Annotated in this window: 24 protein-coding genes and 1 tRNA gene; all 25 read right to left on the reverse strand. The window is 37.0% G+C overall.

What is annotated here, in order from left to right:
* Window positions 1–1,071 (reverse strand): hypothetical protein (locus NT145_08435; protein MCX5782703.1); only part of this gene is annotated, 1,071 nt, incomplete at its 3' end.
* 229 nt (window positions 1,072–1,300) lie between these two features.
* Window positions 1,301–1,777 (reverse strand): hypothetical protein, encoded by a 477-nt coding sequence (locus tag NT145_08440; GenBank protein MCX5782704.1) that lies wholly within the window; start codon window positions 1,775–1,777, stop codon window positions 1,301–1,303.
* A 15-nt stretch (window positions 1,778–1,792) separates the two neighbouring features.
* Window positions 1,793–2,566, reverse strand: coding sequence for an undecaprenyl-diphosphatase UppP (gene uppP / locus NT145_08445; protein ID MCX5782705.1), 774 nt, complete (start codon window positions 2,564–2,566; stop codon window positions 1,793–1,795).
* 29 nt (window positions 2,567–2,595) lie between these two features.
* On the reverse strand, window positions 2,596–2,808 hold the full coding sequence (locus tag NT145_08450; protein ID MCX5782706.1) for a hypothetical protein: 213 nt from the start codon (window positions 2,806–2,808) through the stop codon (window positions 2,596–2,598).
* Between the two features lie 333 nt (window positions 2,809–3,141).
* Window positions 3,142–5,046 carry an ATP-binding protein gene (locus NT145_08455; GenBank protein MCX5782707.1) on the reverse strand — a complete coding sequence of 635 codons (1,905 nt, stop codon included), beginning with the start codon at window positions 5,044–5,046 and terminating at the stop codon, window positions 3,142–3,144.
* 4 nt (window positions 5,047–5,050) lie between these two features.
* Window positions 5,051–6,094 carry an NAD(P)-dependent oxidoreductase gene (locus tag NT145_08460; GenBank protein MCX5782708.1) on the reverse strand — a complete coding sequence of 348 codons (1,044 nt, stop codon included), beginning with the start codon at window positions 6,092–6,094 and terminating at the stop codon, window positions 5,051–5,053.
* Window positions 6,095–6,446: 352 nt separating this feature from the next.
* Window positions 6,447–7,808, reverse strand: coding sequence for an ATPase, T2SS/T4P/T4SS family (locus NT145_08465; GenBank protein ID MCX5782709.1), 1,362 nt, complete (start codon window positions 7,806–7,808; stop codon window positions 6,447–6,449).
* Window positions 7,801–8,112 (reverse strand): Hpt domain-containing protein, encoded by a 312-nt coding sequence (locus NT145_08470; GenBank protein ID MCX5782710.1) that lies wholly within the window; start codon window positions 8,110–8,112, stop codon window positions 7,801–7,803. The genes NT145_08465 and NT145_08470 overlap by 8 nt, the downstream gene beginning before the upstream one ends.
* Window positions 8,113–8,185: 73 nt before the next feature.
* Window positions 8,186–8,644, reverse strand: coding sequence for an SsrA-binding protein SmpB (smpB, locus tag NT145_08475; protein MCX5782711.1), 459 nt, complete (start codon window positions 8,642–8,644; stop codon window positions 8,186–8,188).
* 303 nt (window positions 8,645–8,947) lie between these two features.
* Window positions 8,948–9,031 (reverse strand) — tRNA-Leu (locus tag NT145_08480).
* Between the two features lie 415 nt (window positions 9,032–9,446).
* Entirely contained in the window at window positions 9,447–9,818 is a 372-nt protein-coding gene (locus NT145_08485) for a YraN family protein (protein ID MCX5782712.1), read from the reverse strand.
* Window positions 9,811–10,431: a ribonuclease HII gene (locus tag NT145_08490; GenBank protein MCX5782713.1), complete on the reverse strand. Its 621-nt coding sequence runs from the start codon at window positions 10,429–10,431 to the stop codon at window positions 9,811–9,813. The genes NT145_08485 and NT145_08490 overlap by 8 nt, the downstream gene beginning before the upstream one ends.
* 23 nt (window positions 10,432–10,454) lie before the next feature.
* Complete coding sequence (rplS, locus tag NT145_08495) at window positions 10,455–10,805, reverse strand: 50S ribosomal protein L19 (GenBank protein ID MCX5782714.1); 351 nt, start codon at window positions 10,803–10,805, stop codon at window positions 10,455–10,457.
* Between the two features lies 1 nt (window position 10,806).
* Window positions 10,807–11,595, reverse strand: a complete 789-nt coding sequence (trmD, locus tag NT145_08500) for a tRNA (guanosine(37)-N1)-methyltransferase TrmD (protein ID MCX5782715.1) — start codon at window positions 11,593–11,595, stop codon at window positions 10,807–10,809.
* Window positions 11,585–11,851, reverse strand: a complete 267-nt coding sequence (locus NT145_08505) for a PRC-barrel domain-containing protein (protein MCX5782716.1) — start codon at window positions 11,849–11,851, stop codon at window positions 11,585–11,587. The genes trmD and NT145_08505 overlap by 11 nt, the downstream gene beginning before the upstream one ends.
* 5 nt (window positions 11,852–11,856) lie before the next feature.
* Entirely contained in the window at window positions 11,857–12,087 is a 231-nt protein-coding gene (locus NT145_08510) for a KH domain-containing protein (protein ID MCX5782717.1), read from the reverse strand.
* Between the two features lie 46 nt (window positions 12,088–12,133).
* Window positions 12,134–12,394, reverse strand: a complete 261-nt coding sequence (gene rpsP, locus NT145_08515; GenBank protein MCX5782718.1) for a 30S ribosomal protein S16 — start codon at window positions 12,392–12,394, stop codon at window positions 12,134–12,136.
* A 404-nt stretch (window positions 12,395–12,798) separates the two neighbouring features.
* Window positions 12,799–13,797 (reverse strand): transposase, encoded by a 999-nt coding sequence (locus NT145_08520; GenBank protein ID MCX5782719.1) that lies wholly within the window; start codon window positions 13,795–13,797, stop codon window positions 12,799–12,801.
* Between the two features lie 43 nt (window positions 13,798–13,840).
* Window positions 13,841–15,988 (reverse strand): ATP-binding protein, encoded by a 2,148-nt coding sequence (locus NT145_08525; GenBank protein MCX5782720.1) that lies wholly within the window; start codon window positions 15,986–15,988, stop codon window positions 13,841–13,843.
* The gene (locus tag NT145_08530; protein ID MCX5782721.1) at window positions 15,985–17,388 is read right to left on the reverse strand and encodes an NAD(P)/FAD-dependent oxidoreductase; all 1,404 of its coding nucleotides are present in this window, start codon (window positions 17,386–17,388) and stop codon (window positions 15,985–15,987) included. The genes NT145_08525 and NT145_08530 overlap by 4 nt, the downstream gene beginning before the upstream one ends.
* 54 nt (window positions 17,389–17,442) lie before the next feature.
* Window positions 17,443–17,586 (reverse strand): hypothetical protein, encoded by a 144-nt coding sequence (locus NT145_08535; protein MCX5782722.1) that lies wholly within the window; start codon window positions 17,584–17,586, stop codon window positions 17,443–17,445.
* 127 nt (window positions 17,587–17,713) lie between these two features.
* A complete protein-coding gene (locus tag NT145_08540; GenBank protein MCX5782723.1) occupies window positions 17,714–18,277 on the reverse strand; it encodes a class I SAM-dependent methyltransferase in 564 nt (187 codons plus the stop codon).
* Entirely contained in the window at window positions 18,274–19,494 is a 1,221-nt protein-coding gene (locus NT145_08545; GenBank protein ID MCX5782724.1) for an NAD(P)/FAD-dependent oxidoreductase, read from the reverse strand. The genes NT145_08540 and NT145_08545 overlap by 4 nt, the downstream gene beginning before the upstream one ends.
* Window positions 19,495–19,806: 312 nt before the next feature.
* Window positions 19,807–20,490, reverse strand: a complete 684-nt coding sequence (locus NT145_08550; protein ID MCX5782725.1) for a methyltransferase domain-containing protein — start codon at window positions 20,488–20,490, stop codon at window positions 19,807–19,809.
* Between the two features lie 58 nt (window positions 20,491–20,548).
* Window positions 20,549–21,340: a hypothetical protein gene (locus NT145_08555; GenBank protein ID MCX5782726.1), complete on the reverse strand. Its 792-nt coding sequence runs from the start codon at window positions 21,338–21,340 to the stop codon at window positions 20,549–20,551.
* Between the last annotated feature and the right edge of the window lie 825 nt (window positions 21,341–22,165).

The raw sequence follows: 22,165 nt of genomic DNA on the forward strand, positions 1-22,165 counted from the left end.
AGTCAGTGGGAAATCCGAAGAAACATCCCATTTTAAAGGTTGATTGTTTGTATATGAATCACCTGTAATGGATTTTATTTTAATAAATGGATCAACTTTTATAATATTTAGCTTATCTTCATTATTTATATATCCTGTTACAATGATATTTCCAAACCCGTCTATAGCAACGCCATTACCCGAGATGTCGTTCGCGCAGTAATAAGTTGCAGAAGAGATCACCTGCGTCAGATTTGAGCTATATTTGATAGTAAATAAGTCGGAAACGTTTTTTCTGTATCCAGTCACTACAATGTTATCAGAACTATCAACAGCGACGCCAAAGCTCTCGTCACTGTCACTATTCCCGCTGTCATAAGTTGCCGAAGAAATTACCTGGCTTAGATTTGAGCTATACTTAATAGTAAAGAAATCCCAGTGAAAAGCAGGATTCATTTTAGATCCCGTTACGATTATGTTATTGTATTTGTCCACGGCAACACGGGTGGGGTACTCATCCTGCCCGCTATCATAAGTTGTTGAAGAGATCACTGCAAGAGATGAGTCGTACTTGACCGTAAAAAAATCCTTGTTAGAACCGTTATACGTATACCCCGTTACGATTATGTTATCTGAAGCGTCAACAGCAACGTCATCATACTCAACATAGTTACCGGTCGTAAATGCAGCCGAAGAAACTGCCTGTGTTAGGTCGGAGTTATATTTAATGGTTAAAAAGGTGTTAGTGGTGCCGATCTTAAGCCCAGATACAATAATGTTATTAGCCTTATCCGTAACAATGCTACAGCCGTAGTCATCATACGCGCCGTTGTATTTTACTGAGGAGATCACTTGGGAAAGATTTGGGCTATACTTGATCGTGAGATAATCGTTTTGACTCTGGCCCTCAACAAGGATATTGCCCGACGCGTCTATAGCAACACCGTGAGCATAGTCCTCCCCCACGCTTGCATATGAAACCGAAGAAACTGCTATCAACGCCCCAGCCATAGCCTCATTTTGTGAAATTGAAAATACTATCCCCAAAGAAACTGCCAGCACGCCCAGGTACTTCACAAACTGCTTTTTCATAAATGTTCTCCTATGTTGCACATTAGGGGACGTAGTTAGATAATACGATATTCGTTTTTGCAATTCATCGTCTATTCGAAACCTGCAAACCTCTTTCATAATCTGCCCCGTCAATATCGTATTATCTAACTACGTCCCCTATTCTTGTTTTACACTTGAAGATCCTGAAACTAGTTCAGAATTATCACTTTATTCAATATCGTAATATCTAACTACGTCCCCCGTCCCCTTAGAAATGGCTTTTAATTAAACTTCCCGCGTATCTGCTTGCGGCTATTACAATCAATGCAACAACGACGTGTTTAGTTGTTTCTATAAAAGGATTATCTTTGTTTCGTCTTGCGATAAGATAACTTAAGCCCACAAGCAATAATAGCCCCCATACCAGGGTAATAATCTCTGCTTTCCCTATGGGAAAAAGAAGCATTATTAAGACAAAACTTAATGATACTATTAAACGCGCGGTGAAATTTCCAATGGTTGCTATGACAGATTCTTTAGTACCGCTTGATTCAGATTCCTTATACATGTGCACGCCCAAAGAATCGGAAATATTGTCTGCAACAGCTATTACTAAAAGACTTCCTATTATAGCTGTTTTTGAAAGATTGCTTGCGCCAAGCCCTATAATAAGGCTCATGTTGGTAATAATGCCAGATGTGCTGCCGAAGCTGAAATTAGTTAGTTCCTTTAAATGTTTTTTCATTTTTTTATTTTCTTTTTATTTTAAAAAATATACCAGCAAAATTATGGCTCCGAACACCAATCTATACCAAACGAATAAGTAAAATGTGTGGTTATGCAGAAATTTTAGCAGGTATTTTATCGCAAAATATCCCGAAATCGCCGCAAAAATAATTCCAATTATAAATGCTGTAGATTCTGAACCCGGAATTCCGGATTTCAAGATGTGTTTAAGTTTTAATAATCCGGCACCAAAAGTTATAGGCATCGCAAGTAAAAACGAAAATCTTGCGGCTGATTCCCTTTTTAATCCGGCAAAAAGGCCTGCCGTCATAGTTATTCCCGAACGCGACACTCCCGGCATTAATGCCAACGCCTGAGCAAACCCGATAAAAAGCACGTCGCCTAAGTTTATTGAATCCATATCTTTTTGTTTTTTGCTGTATCTTTCTGAAACCAAAAGAAGAGCTCCCATGCAGATAATAAAAATACCAACTAAGAGAGGGGAACGAAATACTGTTTCAAAATATTTTTCAAATTTGTAGCCGGCTACAGCTGCCGGGGCACATCCGAGCAGAATAAGCCACAAAAAAGGTTTTTTCCAATTCTTAATAATTTCAATCCAGTCTTTCCAAAAATATAATACGAGTGCTAAAAGGGTACCCATATGAAGCGCCACATCAAAGGTAAGTCCCAAATCTTTCCATTTGAAAAGCCAAGGTAATATAACCAGATGCCCCGAACTGCTGATAGGCAGGAATTCCGTTAAACCCTGAACTATTCCTAATATTACTGCCTGAATTAGTTCCAAATAATTTCCTCTTTACTATAGAAAAAAATCTATTTCGCTGCAGGCGCCGGAACACTTTCTGTTTTTACAACCGGCTTTGCCGCTTTTACTTTCTTAACTGATTTTGCTTTCTTAACTGGTTTTGCCGGAGCGCTTGAAGACTCTCCAGAGCTCACACCGCAAGAAGAGCCGCTCCCGGCGTAAGCAAATGATACTCCTGAAAATAAGCTTACTGAAAGAATCAAAATAAAAAGCTTTTTCATTTCTTTTACCTCTCTTTTGCAAATTATACTACTATTTTATGAAGCCCCGCCAACTGAACAGACTGTGTCTTAACTCTGCGTGTTGTCATCCCCCGATAGAAACCTTCGGGGGCAGGCCTGAACCGACACATAGTGTCGTCCCGAGCTTGTCTCGGGATCTCGTCGTTATTTCAGGATCTCATTATCGTTGGGATGCTAGATGCTGAAATAAATTCAGCATGACAAAAGCGGCTAATTTTAGTAGTTTTGCCACAGCCCACCGATGAGAAAAGGAACAATTTATGAACAACCCCGCGACTTTTTCTATTTTATAAAATGAACTTATAAATAATTTTACTTGCTGTATTTGCTTATCACTTCAAGCAGTGTAGCCTTTTTAAGCGGCTTTGTTATATACATATCACTTCCCGCTTCAATGCTTTTATTGATCACTTCTCTTAAAACATCAGCTGTAAGAGCTACAATGGGAGTATGCTTCTTTAAAGTTTCCGCTTCGTGCTTTCTTATATCCCTTATTGCCTCAAGGCCATCCTTAACAGGCATATGCAAATCCATTATAACAATATCATACTTATTTTCTTTGAATTTTTTTACCGCTATTTCCCCGTCTTCTGCCATATCAATGTTATGTTTTCCGTCTCTCAAATAAAGCCCGATTAATGCGCGGTTATCTTCAGAATCTTCCGCAAGAAGAATATTCAGTTTCTTTTTCGGCGCTGCGTATTCCGCCTCTTTTTGATGTTTTACTATTTGCTCATTTTTTTCTTTTACAATGCTGTCTATCGCCCTGAAAAGATAGGAATAAAGTATCGGTTTGAATATATATTGCGCATCAATTAAATGCATCCTGCTTAAAATCTCGGGGGTTCTTTCCTGAAGCATTACTACAATTTTTAAATCTTTTAATTTTAAATCCTGCCTAATAGTCCGTAAAAGCGACGACATGTCGCTTGAAATATCTTTTTCCAGCCCGATAAAAAGAACATCATACGGATTTTTTCCCTTTTCAGTTTCCGCCAATTCAGAAACGGCATTTTTTTCATTCTCTGTTTCTGAAACTATAAGCCCGTTTTTTCCTAATGCGTTTGCAACTCTTTCACGAATTGCTTTGTCTTTGTCTATAACCAGTACTTTAATGATATGGCCGTCAACGGTTTTTGAATCGCATTTCATCAGCTCGTCTTGATATTTAAACCCCGCGGTAAAGAAAAACCTGCTCCCGGCGCTTTCTTTGCTTTCAATCCATATTTTTCCACCCATCAGATGCACAAGCTGGTCCGATATAGCAAGCCCCAGCCCGGTGCCTCCGTATTTCCTTGTTGTTGAAGAATCTGCCTGCGCAAAGCTTTCAAAAACAGTATGCAGTTTGTCTTCCGGAATGCCGATGCCGGTATCCTCAACACAAAATAAAATGGTTGCTTCATTTTTTTTAAGTTCATAATTGCCTGCCTTAATCGAAACTTTGCCTTTTTGGGTAAATTTTACCGCATTTCCGACAAGATTTATTAATATCTGGCGAAGCCTGTTTGCGTCACCTATTAAAAAACTTACGACGTTTTTCTCTATATTGTACTCCAAAGTTATTCCTTTCTGTGAAGCATGAACTTGAAATATTTCCAATATCTGCTGAATAATTTCTTCCAAATTAAAATTGGTATAGTAAAGAGCCATTTTTTTTGCTTCAATTTTTGAAAGATCCAGTATATCGTTAATTAAAGATAAGAGAGTATCCCCGGATTTTTTTAAAATTGAGACATATTCTTTCTGCTGGTCAGTTAACTTTGTTTCGGCAAAAAGATCCGCGATGCCGATAATTGAATTTAAAGGAGTTCTTATTTCGTGGCTCATATTTGCTAAAAATTCGCTTTTTGCTTTTGTTGCAAAGTCGGCCTCTTCCTTGGCAAGAACTAAAGCTTCCATGATTTTTTTATCTTCGGCCAGAAATTCATTTTTTTTCTTTAATATGTTTAGAATAAATTCCGAAGAAAAAGCTGAAAGAAAAAAAACAGATAAAATAGTAATGCTAAGCCGGGCTGCCGGCGATAAAAAGGCTTTGCCGAAAACAGAAAGCAAAATTCCTGCTGCATAAACCGTAAAAAAAAGGCCCAGCCAGATCCATGTCCTTTTTTTTACGGCTTCTTTTTCAAAAATAATGATTGAAATAATAATTACGGTAAGTAAAAGCACATATACTAAGGATACAATCTCGGATTGACTTCTGATAAGAAATATATTCATCTTTTTAGAAAAATAGTTTAAAAAATCTCAAGATCCCTTGTCCCCAGGGGACGCGATGCGAAATGCCGCTGGTATTTTTAAAGTTACTTAAATTTTCCAGGTACCATTTATAATTTCTGATAAGAGCGTCTTTATTGGAAAATTTCGGCTTAAAACCCAAAAGATTCTCGGCTTTTTCTATTGAAACAAATGAATCGGTGGACGCAGTTTCATAAACCCACTTGTAAAGAGGCGATAACTTAAAAAACTCTAAAATACGAAGCGTCCAAATTAACGGCCCGGCAGGAAACGGTATTATTTTTTTTCTAAAACCAGCATAATCTAAAACTGCCTGGTAGTCTTCGCCCATTGTAGTAAATTCTTTTGCTCCGATATTAAAAGTGTCGTTAACTTTTTGCTTTTCAAGCGTTGCGCAAAGATAAATTGATTCGCAAAGATCTTCTACATCTAAAAGCTGATACCTGTTTTTACCGTTTCCTATCATTGGAAAGTTTTTCCCGTCTTTAGCCCAGTCGTACAAGAGAGCAAATACTCCCAGCCTTTCCGGCCCGATAAAAGATTTTGGCCTTATAATTGGAACGCACATGCCTTTTGCTCTATATCCTAAACAGACTTCTTCGGCCATTATTTTTGCCTTGCCGTAGGGGCCGACGCCGCAAAGTTTGTCCGTTTCAAATAGAGGATGGTGATCGGGAATTCCGTACACCGCTGTTGAAGAAATAAGTATAAAACGATCAACATTTTCTTTATAAGCCGCTTCAATAAGGTTTCTCGTGCCATCAACATCGGTTGAGAATATATCTTCTTTTTTGTATAAAGGCAGGGCAGCAGCCGCGTGAACCGCTATATCAATGCCTTTCATCGCTTTTTCAACCAGGCTTTTATCCCTTATGTCTCCTTTTATGATGCGAACTTTATTTTTAACATCTTCATAATTAAAATCCGAAAAATCCAGGGACACAACTTCCTGCCCTTTACTTAAAAGATATCTGATTAAATTGATGCCGAGAAATCCTGCTCCGCCAGTAATCAAATACTTTTTGCCCATTATTTTTCCTTTCTTGAAACAAATATTATTGTATTTTAATGAAGCTCCCGCGATAGGAGAGACTGTGCCATAACTCTTCGTGTTGTCATCCCGATCCGCCTTGGGCGGACGGGATCTCGACTTTCAAAAACAGACCCTGAAACAAGTTCAGGGTGACAGACTGAGAGATGCTGAAATAAATCCAGTGGTTCCCCCCGGGCAAGCCCGGGGCACCAACATCTTAAAGACTTGAGGCGATACTCCGTATCGCCCTTTGGCATTCACCCCCGGACAAGTCCGGGGAGCTCTGAGCCGCCAAAGATTCTGATCCGCCCAGGGCGGACAGAATGACATCAGGGATATATTTTAGCAATTACTGCACAGTCTCAGAAGTCGGGGGTTCTCCCTGCCCGCCGGCAGGCGCGGTGCGAATCTGAATAACCATGCTTTCGCCTTCAGGAACAGATTTTGTAGAAACTTTAAACTTATAGGTTTTTTTTGCAATTAAAATTTCAATCGTTCCTTCTTGCGGTTTTTTAAATTCATTTATATTCATGTCACTAACAGCCTTAAGACGGGAAATCACCATAATGCCGGTTTCCCATTTAAGGTCAAAAAAATCTTTCAACTCGCCCTTCACATTAAATCTGACTTTTATTTTATTCTTTACGGGCTCAATTCTAATATCGCTTGCCCCTTCATTTATCGCGGTATAGAGTATCTGATTTGTTATATATTTCACAGAACTTTTTTCGGAATCCTTGCTGTTGACATTTCCTAGAATAGTATCTTTAGCCAGTTCTTCCGCTATATCTTTATTTTTAAAAATTTTGGTATCTTCATAAGAGATGGCCTTCTCAAAACCTGTGTCTAAATCCATGTTCATTCTAAAAAAAGTGTTAATGGTTTCCTTTGAGGCAATGGATATTTCCACCTTATCTGTTCCGGCAAAATATGACAAGCTATTCATTATATCCGTATCAAACGGATTGCTTAAAATAAATTTTAGTTTGCCGCTATTGTCGCTTACCGCAATAATAAAGTTTTTCTTTGAAAAAAGTGTCGGGAGTTTTCCTAGAGCAATTTCTTCAGGGTCTATGAAAGCATAATAACTTACTCCGAGATATTCCGAAATCAGTTTTGCCGCTTCATTTTCAGATAACCCTATTATCGTAAGAAAGCTATAGATTTCATCGTGGGTGAGAATTTTTAATTCTTTGGTTTTATGCTCGTCAAGCTTAAATTTAGACGATATATATTTTTTAAATTCTAAAAAGCTGTGCTGCGCTTTTGGGTGCTTTTCGGCTTCGCTGCCTTTTTCCTCTTTAATTTCCTGGTATTTTTCCCACTTTTTTTGAATATTTAAGAATTTTCCGACCTCTTTTAAAAGATCTTCCTTTTTAAACGGTTTTGCAATGTATCCTGTCGCCCCTAACGCAAACGCCTTTGCTTTATCTTGCTCCTCATCCAGCACCGTCATAAATACTATCGGAATATTTTTTGTTTCCGGCAGACACTTAAGCTTAATACATATTTCATATCCGGACATCGACGGCATTATTACGTCAAGAAGAATGAGGTCGGGTTTCAAGCTCTTTGCAACCTCAATTATTCCTTTTACATCTTGCAGGGTTTTAATCCGGTAATCTTCGCCCGACAAATATTTTTCTACCAGATCGCATATTTCTTTGTTATCGTCAATTGCTAAAATAAATGGTTTTTCCACATTACTCATATTCAACCCTTATGTTGTTCATAAAATCAATGAATTCAGAAATTAAATTCTCTATGGATTTAATATCTTTAGTTTTTGCCGCTTTACTGATTTTTTCTCCCAGCGCTGTTATTTGGTAAAATCCGTACCCTCCGCCGACTCCTTGAAGGGTGTGTCCCATAATTCTGATTGCCTCAAAATCATTTTTATTTAAAGCATCCTGCAAGTTTTCTATGTCTTTTTTTCTATTTTGCAGAAATTTTGGAATAAGTTCCTGCAATTCTTTGTTTATTTTTATAATTATTTTTTCCGTTTGTTCGCTCATTTTAACTTGACAATTCCGCCCTGCTTGCTGGGCGGAGGTTCATTCTATTTTTTTAGATGCGCTTAATCGCCGCTTATCTTTCTCTTAACTCTCGCTGGATTTCTCTGTTAATGCTTTTTTTTCTTAGCGCTTCTCTCTTATCAGAAACATTCTTGCCTTTTCCAAGGCCTAAAAGCACTTTAGCGATCCCTCTTTTTGAAAAAAATACTTCAAGCGGTATCAATGCTAAGCCCTTCTCGCGCATTTTAGAAAATAAATGATTTATCTGCTGTTTATGGAGCAAAAGTTTTCTAAGCCTTGTAGGATCATAATCTATTACATGGGTTGACTGGTGTAAATAAGGGGATATGTGCACGTTTGCAAGATATGCTTCTTCTTTCTTAAAATTGACATAGCCATCGGTTAAATTTATATGCCCATTTCTTAAAGATTTTACTTCGTAGCCTGCCAGCATTATTCCTGCCTCGTAGGTTTCAAGTATTTTATAATTGTGGTAAGCTTTCCTGTTAGTTGCAGCAGTCTTTTTTTCCAAAGGATTTTTTTGCCTCTCCTTAGGGTCACTAAAAAAACTCGTATTTTGTGTGAGTATTGTGTGCTTTGGTATAAAATTCTCTCAGTTTTTCTTAAGCAATTTATTCATCACCCAAACTACTAATTACACATTACTAACTACAGTAAAATTCGAGCAGAGCGAGAAAAGTCAATACTTTGTGTGAGTATTTTGTACTTTGGTATAAAATTCTCACGGTTTTTCTTAAATGTTTTATTCATTGCCCAAACTACTAATCACAAACTACTAACTACTGTAAAATTCGAACAAAGTGAGAATTTTATATGCCGAAGGGGGGATTTGAACCCCCACCCCCTTGCAGGGACAGGCTTCTGAGACCTGCGTGTCTGCCAGTTCCACCACCTCGGCATTAAGTAACAGTTACTAGAGACCAGATACCAGCCACCAGTAACGACAAAAACATAACAGAAAAACTATGGAACAACCGCTGAAAGCGGTTCGTGGAATTTATCCAGCACATTATATTGTGCTGGGTCACCTCGGCAATGAACAACAGTTAACAGTGACCAGTCCTCGGACCCATCCTCGGACTCGTAGAGTCCTATGGACTCGAGAGTAGGTCCTATGGACCGAGGGTTATCAGTTACCGGTAACGACAAAAAAATAGTAAAACCAAGAAATAGCACTGAAAATATTAAAGCATTTCAGGCATATTATATGCTAATTTTCCGTCTGTGAAAGGAATATATCATTTATATCAAATGTTGTCAAACAAAAATGCTGTAAATTGAATGAGTTTTAAAAAATATTTAGATTTGGATCTTTAATACCTATAAAGGGAAGGGCTATCAAAAGCGGATTTTATTAATTCAATTTGATTTATCTCAGGCCCTAACGCTAAAACATCAAACCTGATATTTGATTTTGTTAAATTCTTTCTTTTTAAGTAGTGAATGGCCGTTTTTAAAATTTTTGACTGTTTATTTTTATTTACAAATTCCCCGGGCCTGCCAAAATCAATTGAACTTCTAAATTTTATTTCAACAAAAACTATATCGTTTTTTTCTTTTGCTATCACGTCTATCTCGCCGAACGGGCTTGAATAATTTCTATCAATAATTTTATAGCCCGCTTCTTGCAGATATTTTGCACCTTCTGTTTCGGCAGCCTTGCCGAGTGCGATTGTATCAGCCATTTAAGTTCCTTATGAGTTTTTTTACCGGTAGAAAGCTTTTTCGGTGAATTTCGCAGGGCCCAAAATTCAGCAAAGCCTTTTGATGTTCTTTTGTTCCGTATCCTTTATGGTTTTCAAAACCGTATTGCGGATATTTTTTAGAAAACTCCACCATCATCCTATCCCTTGTAACTTTAGCAATAATTGATGACGCGGCAATTGATGCGCTTTTTTGATCACCGTCTATAATACTTTCTTGCTCAATTTTTATGCCGGGAACCTTTAGGTGGCCGTCAATCAAAACAAGTTCGGGTTTTATCTGCAAGGATAAAATCGCTCCTTCCATTGCTTTAAAAGTTGCTTTAAGGATATTTGAGGAATCTATTTCGGTATGGTCTACAATTCCTACGCCAATAGCAAGCGCGGTTTCGTGAATTTTGTAAAAAAATTCTTCGCGTTTTTTAGCAGAAAGTTTTTTTGAGTCGTTGATTCCTAGGATAGATATATGCGGAGGGAAAATAACTGCTGCAGCTACTACCGGCCCTGCCCAGGGCCCGCGTCCCGCCTCGTCTACACCGGCAAAGACGCGAAATCCTTTTTCATAAAAATTTGCATCAAAAGAGAAAAGGTCCATTCCCTTCCCTTGCACAATTGAAACTATTGTTCTTTCTGGATTTCTTCAATTCTTGCTGCTTTTCCGGCAAGTTTGCGCAAATAATAAAGTTTGGCACGCCTGACTTTTCCGCTGCGCACTATTTCAATTTTTTCAATCCGCGGCGAATGAAGCGGAAATATTCTTTCAACTCCGACTCCGAAAGATTCTTTTCGCACGGTAAACGTTGTTCCGGTACCAGTTCCTCTTTTTCTTATGACAACGCCTTCAAAAATCTGAATGCGTTCGCTTTCGCCTTCTACTATCTTGAAATGCACCTTTACCTGGTCCCCCGGACGAAAAGCAGGAATTTCTTTTTTTAATTGTGCGCTTTCAACTGTTTTTACCAAAGACATTTTATTGCTCCCCGCCCTTTGGGCGCGGTCTCGCCCCGATACTCGGGGCGGACTTTTTTATTTTATTTAATATTTCGATTTCTTCTTTATTAAGTTTTATTTTTTTTAAAAGATCCGGCCTTTTCAAGAAGGTTTTTTCTAACGATTGCTTTTTTCTCCACTTTTCTATTTCTTTGTGGTTTCCGGATAGAAGAGTTTCCGGAACCTTCATTTTCTGAAACTCTTTTGGCCTGGTATAGTGAGGATAATCTAAAAGGCCGTTATAAAAGGAATCTCTTTCAACAGAATTTTTTTCTTTGACTACTCCCGGCAAATGGCGGGCAACCGCATCTATTAAAACCATCGCAGGAAGTTCCCCTCCGGTCAAGACGTAGTCGCCTATAGAAATTTCTTTGTCCGCCAAAGATATTGCCCGCTCGTCAATTCCTTCGTAATGCCCGCATAAAAGCACAAGCCTTTTTTTGCCGGAAAGCTCATTGACAAGTTTTTGATTCAGCGGTTCGCCTTGTGGCGAAAGATAGATTAACAAAGAACCGCTTTTTTTCCGAGACGCTTTACTGCCTATTTTCAGGCTCTTTATTGCGCGAAAAATCGGCTCAGGGCTCATAACCATGCCTGAACCTCCGCCGAAAGAACGATCATCAACGCTTCTATGTTTGTCCGTTGTAAAAGACCGTATATCGTGCAGTCTTATATCTAAAATCTTTTTTTCCCGGGCTTTCTTGATTAAACTTTCTGTCAGGGGCCCTTCAAACATTCCAGGAAAAATTGTAAGAATATCAATCCGCATTGCGGACCTCATAAATTTCCTTAAGGCCCTTTGGCAAATTCACTATTATCTTTTTGTTTAAAATATCAATCTCTAAAATGACTGTAAATAAAGCCGGGATTAGAATCTCGGGGCATTTCGGCAAATCAGATTTTACAACAAAAACATCGTTTGCTTTAGTCGGCAAAACATCTATAAGAACACCGAGTTTTTGACCCGTTTCATCAAAAACCTCAAACCCCGCAATTTCTGAAACTTTCCAGCTTTTTGTCAGCAAGACGTTTATTCCACTATCTCAACTGTGGCGCGTTTATCAAGCTTGGCTGAAGCTGAATTAACTATAGTTCTTATGGCTTTAATAATTCTGCCTTCTTTACCGATTACTTTTCCCCTGTCGCCTTCGGCAACTTTTATCTCAATAACTGTTGCCTTTTCACCGGAAACTTCATTAACCTCAACTTTATCGGGGTTATCTACCAAAGCCTTAGTTATATATAGCACCAAATCTTTCATAATTCATCCTCCCAAAAACTGCATCTTTATACGACGATTTTATAATTTACTTCTGTGAACTCTCAGTTGTTTTTGACGCAAGTTTTATCACGGACGCGGCAGTAAGCGAGGGTTTTGCTCCCTGTTTAAGCCAATATCCGACCCTTTCCATATTCAGATTAGCGATTCTTTCTTTAGGTACCGCGTCATATTTGCCCAATAGTTCTATTGGTTTGCCGTCGCGCTTTGACCTCTGATCAATAGCCACCAAATGATAATAGGGATGTTTAGCTTTTCCCACTCTTTGCAACCTTAAACGAACTGTCATCTTGCTAATTCACCTCCGGTAAAAATAAAATAACCCAGCTTTCAGCTGTTAGGAGTGGTTATTATACTTGTAAAAAGTTTGATTGTCAATATAAATGGGCTTTTTTATTATTAAGGCGGGTCGGTCAATTGGTGTAAATACTAAAAGGGGTATCAAACAATTTTTGCCAAGTTATTGTTGTTTTATTTAATTCCTCTAACCAAATTTGTTTCTAATTATGTGTATCAATCACCGATTTTCAATTACTGTTTTATCAGAAATACCCGGTCCTAGATAAATACCAAAATTTATGATCATAAATACTATAATCTCAGCTATAGATTTGGCTTTCTTGTATTGCCCGTAGATTCTAGATGTAAAACAAAAAACCATTTAATTATGAATATATTTTATTGGGGACAGGGTTAATTTAACAAGTTATAATTGCTTGCCTTTGCCTCTGCCTGACCAAACTCAATTACTTTTCCTATTGATTGTTTAGATGTTCCAAAAAGACGGGCAATTTCTGTTCTTTTCGCGCCAAGCTCCTTACATCCAAGGTATGCTATCAGCCCTTTAGCTCTAGAAATTTTGTTTCTTCTCCCTTTTTTCTTAAGATCATCTCTTGTTATTTCCATCTTTGAACACACATCATCAACTAACCTGTCTAAATTCCATCCGGCATTTTTTAGAGCAACTTCTTTCTCCAATTTTTCATCAGCCGCTTTTAAAACTTTCTCTACAAAACAAGAATCTCCAAGAATTCTTTCGTCCGCTCTTTTATGATTTATTGGTTCGCCTTTAGCATTTTTCCAAATTCCTTCGCTTCGCTTGAGCCCCCCTCCGATTAGATCGTTTCTTTTTCCCATATTTTTTCCTGAGAAAATATATTCCTTATATTTTTGAATCGCATCATCTTTTTGCTCACTGAAACGTATAAGAACATCGTCAGCTGTTTGCCAAAGCCTTTCTCTTTTTCCGATTAAAACTGAATGGCCTGTCCACCAATAATTTTCAAGTTCTTCTAAACTTTTGACAACGCCTCCTATCAAAGGATTTAGGTGTATGTATCTTATTAACTCAAGAAAATATACATCCTCCTGGCATAAAATTGATTTATAACGGTTTTGATATAGATACCCTGAGCGCTTGTATTTTCTGTTAAAATAAATTGCGTATCCGGTTAAAACTTTTCTCATCATATCGCTTAATGAATTTGTTCCCGTGGTAATTAGGAGGTGAATGTGGTTTGGCATTAAAGCCCAGGCATAACATTTATGCCCGGTTTCTTTAAGAGCTTTTTCAAGGCGGCGCAAGAATTCTTCGCGGTCAAAATCATGAAGAAAAATTTCTCGGCCTTCAATGCCGCGGACTATTACGTGGTAGATTGCTCCGGGGATTTCCAACCTTTTGCTACGTGGCATAGAAAAATAGTACTAATTTGAGAAATATATGTCAATAAACTTGTTAAGTTAACTTCGTCCCCGATTTCGGGACCTCTATGAAGATCTTTGTTCCTATTCCATACTTAGATTCGAAATGGGCCCTGCCATGATGGTTTTCTTCAATCATGCGTTTTACAACATACATTCCTATACCTGTTCCGGATTTAACAGAAGGTTTTGTGGTAAAGAACGGAGAGAAAATTTTATGCTTGTTTTCTTCTTTTATTCCTATGCCATTATCAGATATTTCAATTACATAAGAATTGGCTTTTTGAAAAAACTTTAGGCTTATCTCCGGCTTAAAGCTTTTTATTGCGGCTTCTTCCTTCAAATAATTTTCTATCTTTTCTCTTATTGCTTCATATGCGTTATCTAAGACATTATATATGCACTCTCTTATCTGCACTTCAACACCGTAGATTTTATCGTTTTTTCCATAATCTGAAATCAAAGGGAAATCGGCTAGCTGATGCTTGGTCTTTACTACTTCAATTGATGTATCAACAACTTTCTTCAAAGAAAATTCTGAAAATAATTTGGCCTTTTCGTCAACTTTAGCAAAGTTTAAAATTCCTTCAATCATTATTGCTGATTTTTTAACATTGTCGGTAATTGATTTTGCTCCCTCAAGAAGATAATCCAAGCTTTTTCTAAGATCTTCGTTTTGATTTAACAAATTCGAATATTTAGCTTTGAATTCCTCTATTTCAAACTGTTGGTCTCCCGCAACAACGGAAAAATGATTAAGTCTGTTTCTTATCTGATGGGCAACGCCGTCAGCCATTCCTCCTATGGCAGCAAGTTTTTCAGCGGCAAATATTCTTTCCTGGGATCTTTTGGACTCCTCCATAAATATGCAATTTGCTATTGCCATGGAAGTTTGTTGAGATAAAAGTTTAAAAACGCCGATATCATCTTGAGAATAAGTTTTTGTATTCAACTTTTCTCCCAAAAGCAAGAAACCCAAGGGCTGCTCATTCATAAATGAAGGAACAACAAGATTCGCATCACATTTTTCTTTTAGCATTTCTCCAACGCCATTCGGAAGCTCTTCAATAAGAAAAGGGTCTCTGTGTTTTTTAATATATTCGCTAAATGGGGTTTTTTCATCAATTTCTAAATCTATGCATATTTTCATATGATCCCTTACAGCCCTCAAAGTATATTTTTTATTCTCCTGATCATATAAAAATACAGCAGCAAAACGAATTCTTACTATCCTTGTAACAACGTGCACTATAAGATTTAATAACCTTTTTAGATCGTGCTCCCTTGCCATACCCTCTGCTGCTTGTATCAAAATTTTCTGATACCTTCTTTGCTCGGCAAGGATAATATTTTCAGCCCTGCTCTGGAGTACTCGATAGGCAATCGGCCCAATAGTAGCTAAAATCGCAGCAAAAGACGTAGATAAAATCCAGGAATGGGTTATATACCCTATGTAAAAAGGTACTCCCAAGACAATAGCATAAAGTATAACAAATATGCCGGTTCTTGTGATCGCGACTCTCATATCCAGAAGCCGGTATCTAAGAATTGCATAAGTCACGATAACACAATAAATTACTATGCCAAAATTGCCGGCAGGATAGAAAGAGTCTATGCGAAATTCCGGCAAAAAAGTAGATGTTCCGCCAAGAAAACCAAACATAAAGCCAAAAATTACATAAAGTATTTTGGTTCGCTCTTGAGCCCCCGCCGTTTTGTAAGCCATCAGAAGTTCTATGAAACTCCAAGCTACGAGGAACACATAAGAAAAAACGGCTAAGCCAAATAGAAAAGTTGTGTCATTATAATAAATATTATAAGTGAGCCTTGTGTGGTTTATGAACGAATATGTAAACCAACTTAAAATATTAAAAATTACGGCCTGTGAATAACCAAAGACTAATAATACTGTGTTTTTCTTTTTGCACAATGTTGATACTAAATGAAAAAATAAAATAGAAACAAACATTCCGCCTATGTGTGCAAACTTCCAACCAAAAATCGCAGCTTCATTTGTAGTCGCAATTCCTACAAGGTACCCTCCGAAACCCCAAAAAGCAACTGCAATATTGAAAAAAGCCAATATTCTATGCAGCTTTATTTTCCCATAAATAATGGCTACCAGGCCTAGTATCAATGATGTGATTCCGCAAGATAAACCTGCGATTGCGAATAGATTCAATTTTTCCTCTTTTTTGTAATTATATCAGCGGTGCTTCTCCCAATAAATGCCACTCCAGGAATACCCTGAACCAAACTAGTCCAGTGTCCAGCCAGAAAAAGATTTTTTATATATGACGATTGCCTAAAGTCCAGATCCGCTAATTGGCCTTTAGTCCCTGCCCAGCCATAAGCTGCGCCATCTCGGTTTAAAGTCCATTTAAACAAAGTGTGCGGAGTTGCCGCTTCCTTATATAATATGTGCCTTGATAAATTTGGCATAACTTGTTCCATTTTAGTTATTAATTTTTCCAACATATTATTTTTGTTTTTTTTCCAATATTTCCCATTATTGAAAGGTGCGTTTACCATGCCTAAAACAGTTTTCTTGTCCTGCGACATCCTTGCCAGATACCAATCCAGACTATCTATGCTGCCTGACTCGGCTTTTTTATATGCATTTTCAAGATCATAATATGGCATAAACCAATAATTTGTTCCAGGATATTTATTTTCATAATTTTCAATTCCCAGATATGCAATAAACATGGAGAGCGATGGCTTCATTTCTTTAAGCTTTATTACAAGATTTTCGGACTGGTCTTTTTCTTCAATTAAATCTAGAAATGTTTGAGTAGCGTCTACTCCTGAAATTATGTATTTTGACGAGGCTTCTCTCCCGGAAACTGTTTTAATATCCGTGGCAATATTTTTTTGTATAGATATTCTGTTAACAGTTTCTTTTAGCCAAATATCTCCGTTTAACTCGGCGAATTTTCTCATTAACAGATTCGGGAATCTCTGCATCCCTCCTTCTGGATAATATCCTCCGTCTAAAATAAACTCCCTATAGAGGGCAACAGCTGTTACCGAAGAAACCAACGAAGCCGGCAAGCCCGCGTTGCCAAGAATCGGCAAAGAAAGAGTTGAAATTAATTTTTGGTCTTTAAAATACTTCTGCAATAACTCTAAAAAAGATATTTTGCTTAAATTAAAAAGGGACGGGCCCGATTCTTTTCCGGACAAATAGTAGAAGAAACTTTTTATGCCTTCGGCTTCATTTTGAAATACATTTGCGAAAGAATCTATGGTTTTGTCTATATCGTTCCAGAAGAATATTTCAAAATCATCACTCTTGATAATATCTGACGGGTCTTTTCTAACAATGTTGGTTTTATAATCTAATTCCAGCTCATCAAATACTTTTCTTATATTTCCATTTTCGCGAAAACTGCCCAAGGAATGAACACTAGCATCAAACAGAAAGTTGCCTCGCTTAAAAGAAGTGCAATAACCTCCCGGCTGGGCGTTTTTTTCAACAATAAGTGTTTTCAGCCCGGCTTTGGCCAAATAACACCCGCAAACAAGCCCTCCTATCCCGGCTCCTATAATTATTGCATCATAATCGTATTTATTGTTCATATTGCTTGTTCATTCCCCAATGCGGGTCCCCCCAAAATTGGTGCCAGGCATTTACTATTTTGAAGGTCCCATCTTTTTAATGAAACCTCTCGCTGATCCGTTTACATCAAGCGAGCCTATTTCCAAAACCTGTTTTCCTTCCAATTCTTCTTTGCTGACAGTATTCTTTACAAAATTTAAACACGCTTCATTACACATAGTTCATTTTCTTCCCTTAGGATTTGCCCTTCTCGTATTGCATGCGTATGAGAAGCATTATTGCAAAATAGATCAAATTATCTTGTTAGCTTGACCTTGTCTACTATTTCAGGAATGAAATGTTACATTACTTTTCTAAGATATATGCAACATTCTGGTATCCAATATTAATTTTCTTATATTTTAGGCCTCTAAAATATCTTGCACCTACGTTCCTCTCGTAGCCGTACAGTTTGTCCCAGCCCCAAGTCCCTAATAATCGTTTAAGCGCCTTCTTTATCTTATACAGAATATTATCGCCGTCAGGAATAATAATTAATACTTTATTTTTACTTACTCTCAACATCTCAGAAATCGCTTTTTCAACATTTATCGGTGCATGCTCAATAACTCCTTCATTAAACACAAAATCAAATGTATTATCATCAAAATCTTTCAAATTATCTACAGAACCCAAAACATATGTCGCACTAATATTTTGTTCCGCAAAGTTGTTCTTGGTTTCATTAAGAATTGTTTCATTAATATCAAGTAAAGTAGGAATAATCCCTTTTTTATTTAGACATAATGTCAATGTCGTCAATCCTGAACCACATCCAGCTTCAAGTATTTTATATCCATCTTTTACCCTTGTTTCAAGTAACTCATCAATAGTCCCATAAATACCATCTCTTTTGATTAACGCTCTCATCTATTCGTCCAATTATAAAGTGAATAAGGTGAGGCTGAATCAATATATTTTGCTTTTATAAACATATCAGGAAATATTTTTTTTGCTTTTTCTAATAGATTTTTTGAGACTTCGTCTTTATTATTTTTCCAATAATTTGAATCTATATATGGCATGTTAAAAAAAAGCTGTAAAACATTTTTTTTGTCATAGTATTTCATCAAAAACCAATCGATATTTTCTATATTTCCGTTTATTGCAGTTACATACATTTTTTCAATATCATAATGTGGCATATACCATATTGTTGAATTATTATATTCAGTTTTAAAAGCATTGTCCATCCCCATATAAATTACAAAAGCTGATAAAGAAGGAATCATATTATCAATTTTCTTAACAAAATTATTAGTCACATATTTTTTATCCAACATATCAATGAAAGTTTGTCTTGTATCGGCATTTGATATTATATATTTTGCGGAAATGAAAGACCCGTCATCTAAAATTACTCCTTTTGCTATATTTTCGTCAACTTCTATTTTTTTTACTTTTCTAAGGTTTACAATTTTGCCCCCCAATTCACTAATTTTTTGCGCCAATTTATTGGGAAACTCTTGCATATCATTAATAGGATAGTATCCGCCATCTAAGATAAACTCCTTATACAGAGTCAAGGCAGTAAAAGCAGAAACTTTTGAAGGAGGGAGAGCGGCGTTCCCAAGTATTGGCATGGATATAATAGCTTTTAGCTTTTTGTCTTTGAAATATTTATCTAGAATATTTGAAAATGGCTGTTTTGCTAAAGAGCTCAATTCTGATCCTGATATTTTATTTACAAAATCAAAAAAATTATTAACACTTATTGATTCTTCCGGAAAATATTTCTGAAATTCTTGAATAGTTTTTGCTAAATCATTGTAAATGTTAATTTTCAAATCTGGTGTTATTATGATATCCGAGGGATCATATCTTTCAAATTGAATTCTTCCTTTTAAGTCAAGTTCACTTAAAACCGTATTTAATATTCCTCCTTCTCGTAAACTTCCTAAAGAATGAGCACAGGCGTCAAAAGTAAAACCCCCTCTAGTAAAAGATGTGCAATATCCTCCGGGCTGGGCGTTTTTTTCAACAATAAGTGTTTTCAGCCCGGCTTTGGCCAAATAACACCCGCAAACAAGCCCTCCTATCCCGGCTCCTATAATTATTGCATCATAATCGTATTTATTTCCATTCATATTCGTATCTTCTGAAATTACAGTTTCATAATAAAAGCTAATTTATAATAAGCCGGTCTATTGCCATAGGATCTCTCCTCGTTTGCCTTACATCATTTACTTTTATGGCGTGAATATGTGTTGCAGAAGTCTCTAAAGTAGAGAAAGAATTTGTGTGAGGTATTTTTTTTATTCCGCCATACTCCTCGATTTGAGAACAGAGCCAAGTTAACAACATGAGGACATTTTTCTCTTACTACACAGACACTACGTTCAACCATAAAGTACAGGAATAGAAGGCCTCATATTATTACGGGCTAATCCTAGGATTTCCTACTTTCCTAATATTTTTTTTACAATATTCTTAAAAGCTTGCGGCAATAGTGGCCTTAACTTATCTTTTGCAAACAATAGGAACAACCGATGAAAGTTTATTAAATAATCAACGGAAGAAATAGTTGAAACGTTTTTATCTGCCACAATGGAATATAGCTTATAATGAGAAATATTATTTTCAACAAAATTTCCGGGTTTTTTGGCTTTAACAAATACTCCGGGTGAATCCAATCCCTTTTCTATTCTCAATATACTGAAATCCGAAAATATATTTTTCATGTCGTCAGCTTCAAATCTCCAAAAATCGTACGGCCAGGCGTGATATTTGTATCCGGAAGACCTTGTCGTTAATAATATTATCCCTCCCCTTCGGATAATTTTTTTCATATTGCTTATCGCTTTTTTCCAATCCTTTACATGCTCCATTACTTCAGTACAAACAACAACATCAAAACTCTCATTGCCGTACTTTTCCAAGATATCATAAATACTGCATATTTCATCAACACCGTTGCCGTTTACAATGTCTATTCCCAAATATTTTGAAGGTCCCATCTTTTCAATGAAACTTCTCGCTGATCCGTTTACATCAAGCGAGCCTATTTCCAAAACCTGTTTTCCTTCCAATTCTTCTTTATTGGTAACATTCCTTATAAAATCTAAACATGCTTCATTACACATAGTTCATTTCTCTCCTTTAAGGTTTGTACTTTTGGATATTTTGTATTGTTTATTGATTTTATAATTTCATGATAAATGCTAATTTGTAATATCTTGGCCTGAAATCTATCGCATTGTCTCGGGTTTTTCCAGTATCATCTACCGTAATTGTATGACTATGGCTTCCGGATGAGTCAGTAGAGTTTTGCTGAGCTGTTCCACCAGTATCTCTCCAATCATTCATAACCTGATAGATGGGGGTTGAAGACCCGTTCCACCTGGACAATGTATGTGTATGCGAACCATTGCTTGAACAACTTGCATAATGGTTGTGAGCTGGCAATTGACTTGCGCTTATTGCCCTTGAACTAGAAGAGTATACTCCGTCTCCGGGAGCATCTGCTAGCGAAGCTCCCATAATAAATCTATCTGTCAAATCAGGCGTTCCATCAATTCCGTCACAAAGTCTCCAGCCGGCTGGTATATTGGCAATAGTTCCCGACCACATTATTATCGCGCCTTTTGGCACCATATAATAGGTTGTCCCTGAAGAGAGTGTTTTAAATTCTCCTGTATTGCTGAGTGTTGCAAGCACTTGAGAACCTACTTCCATAGAAATTCCCGCTCCAGAATCCCCCGAAAGACCCTCAGCAGTCTTTGAGTGCAAAGAATACAATTGTGCGGTTATTTTTTCTCTGGGCGATAATACCTTTGAATTTACTGTCAACTGAATCCAAAAATCTTTCCCACGCCAGTCAACAGTTGGGGTCAGTACATAGTTGAAAATCCCTGAAGATACTGTAACGCTTTGTGTCCCGGATGTCCATGAGGCAATTCCACCAGATGCTGCAGGATAAATTTCAAAGAGCATATTCCTTGTCCCATTCACAGGCAACCGTATTCCTTAAGTTTCCCCTGATAAACAATCTCATTCGGAACATCTGCAAGCAATATTCCCGCTGAAAAAATAACAAAAATAGCAAAAAATAATTTTCTCATTTAAATCCTCCCATTTCTGCTCCAATTATTATTGCATAGCAATCGTATTTGTTTACCATATCAATTCTATCGTTTCCCAATCGCGCAGACACGCTTCAGTCCAGCGTATGCTACCCTTTCATCTTAAAATACCCGGAAGGTTTTTCAGCACATTATTTAATGGTTCCATTTTACATGTATATTTTGGAATTGCCAACTCCAAATTACATACTTACATTATGGCAATGTCATTTCTATTTTGCAAGGTTGCCAGATATACTAAATTGTGCAGCATTGTCATTTAAAGATAGTTGAAAAAGTCCTTATGTTTTTCTAAAGTCTAATAATGCGAATAAGACAAGATCCCGAAATAAATTCGGGATGGGCATAAAGGTTAAAAAGTGTTGCTAAAAATGCTTCTAAACAGCTAAAAGATAGACGGAACACAATATTAATGGTAGCATGAAAGTTAAAAGGGTTTAACTTTCATGAAAAAAACACTGTCCGCGATGCAAAAGCAGTTATGTCAAGTTGTTCGGCAAAACGATCAACAAAAAGCAACGATTTAGATGTTTGCAATGTGGTAGAACTTTTGTCTGGAAGTTACCACAAAACAAAGTGCGCAAAGAACAGCATTGGTTTAAGCTTTGGGTAACCGAAGGCTTTAGTATTAGGCAATTAAGCCGCTTATCAGGACATAGCCCATTTAAGCTTAAAC

It is taken from the genome of Elusimicrobiota bacterium (assembly GCA_026388075.1).
GTDB lineage: Bacteria > Elusimicrobiota > Endomicrobiia > Endomicrobiales > JAPLKN01 > JAPLKN01.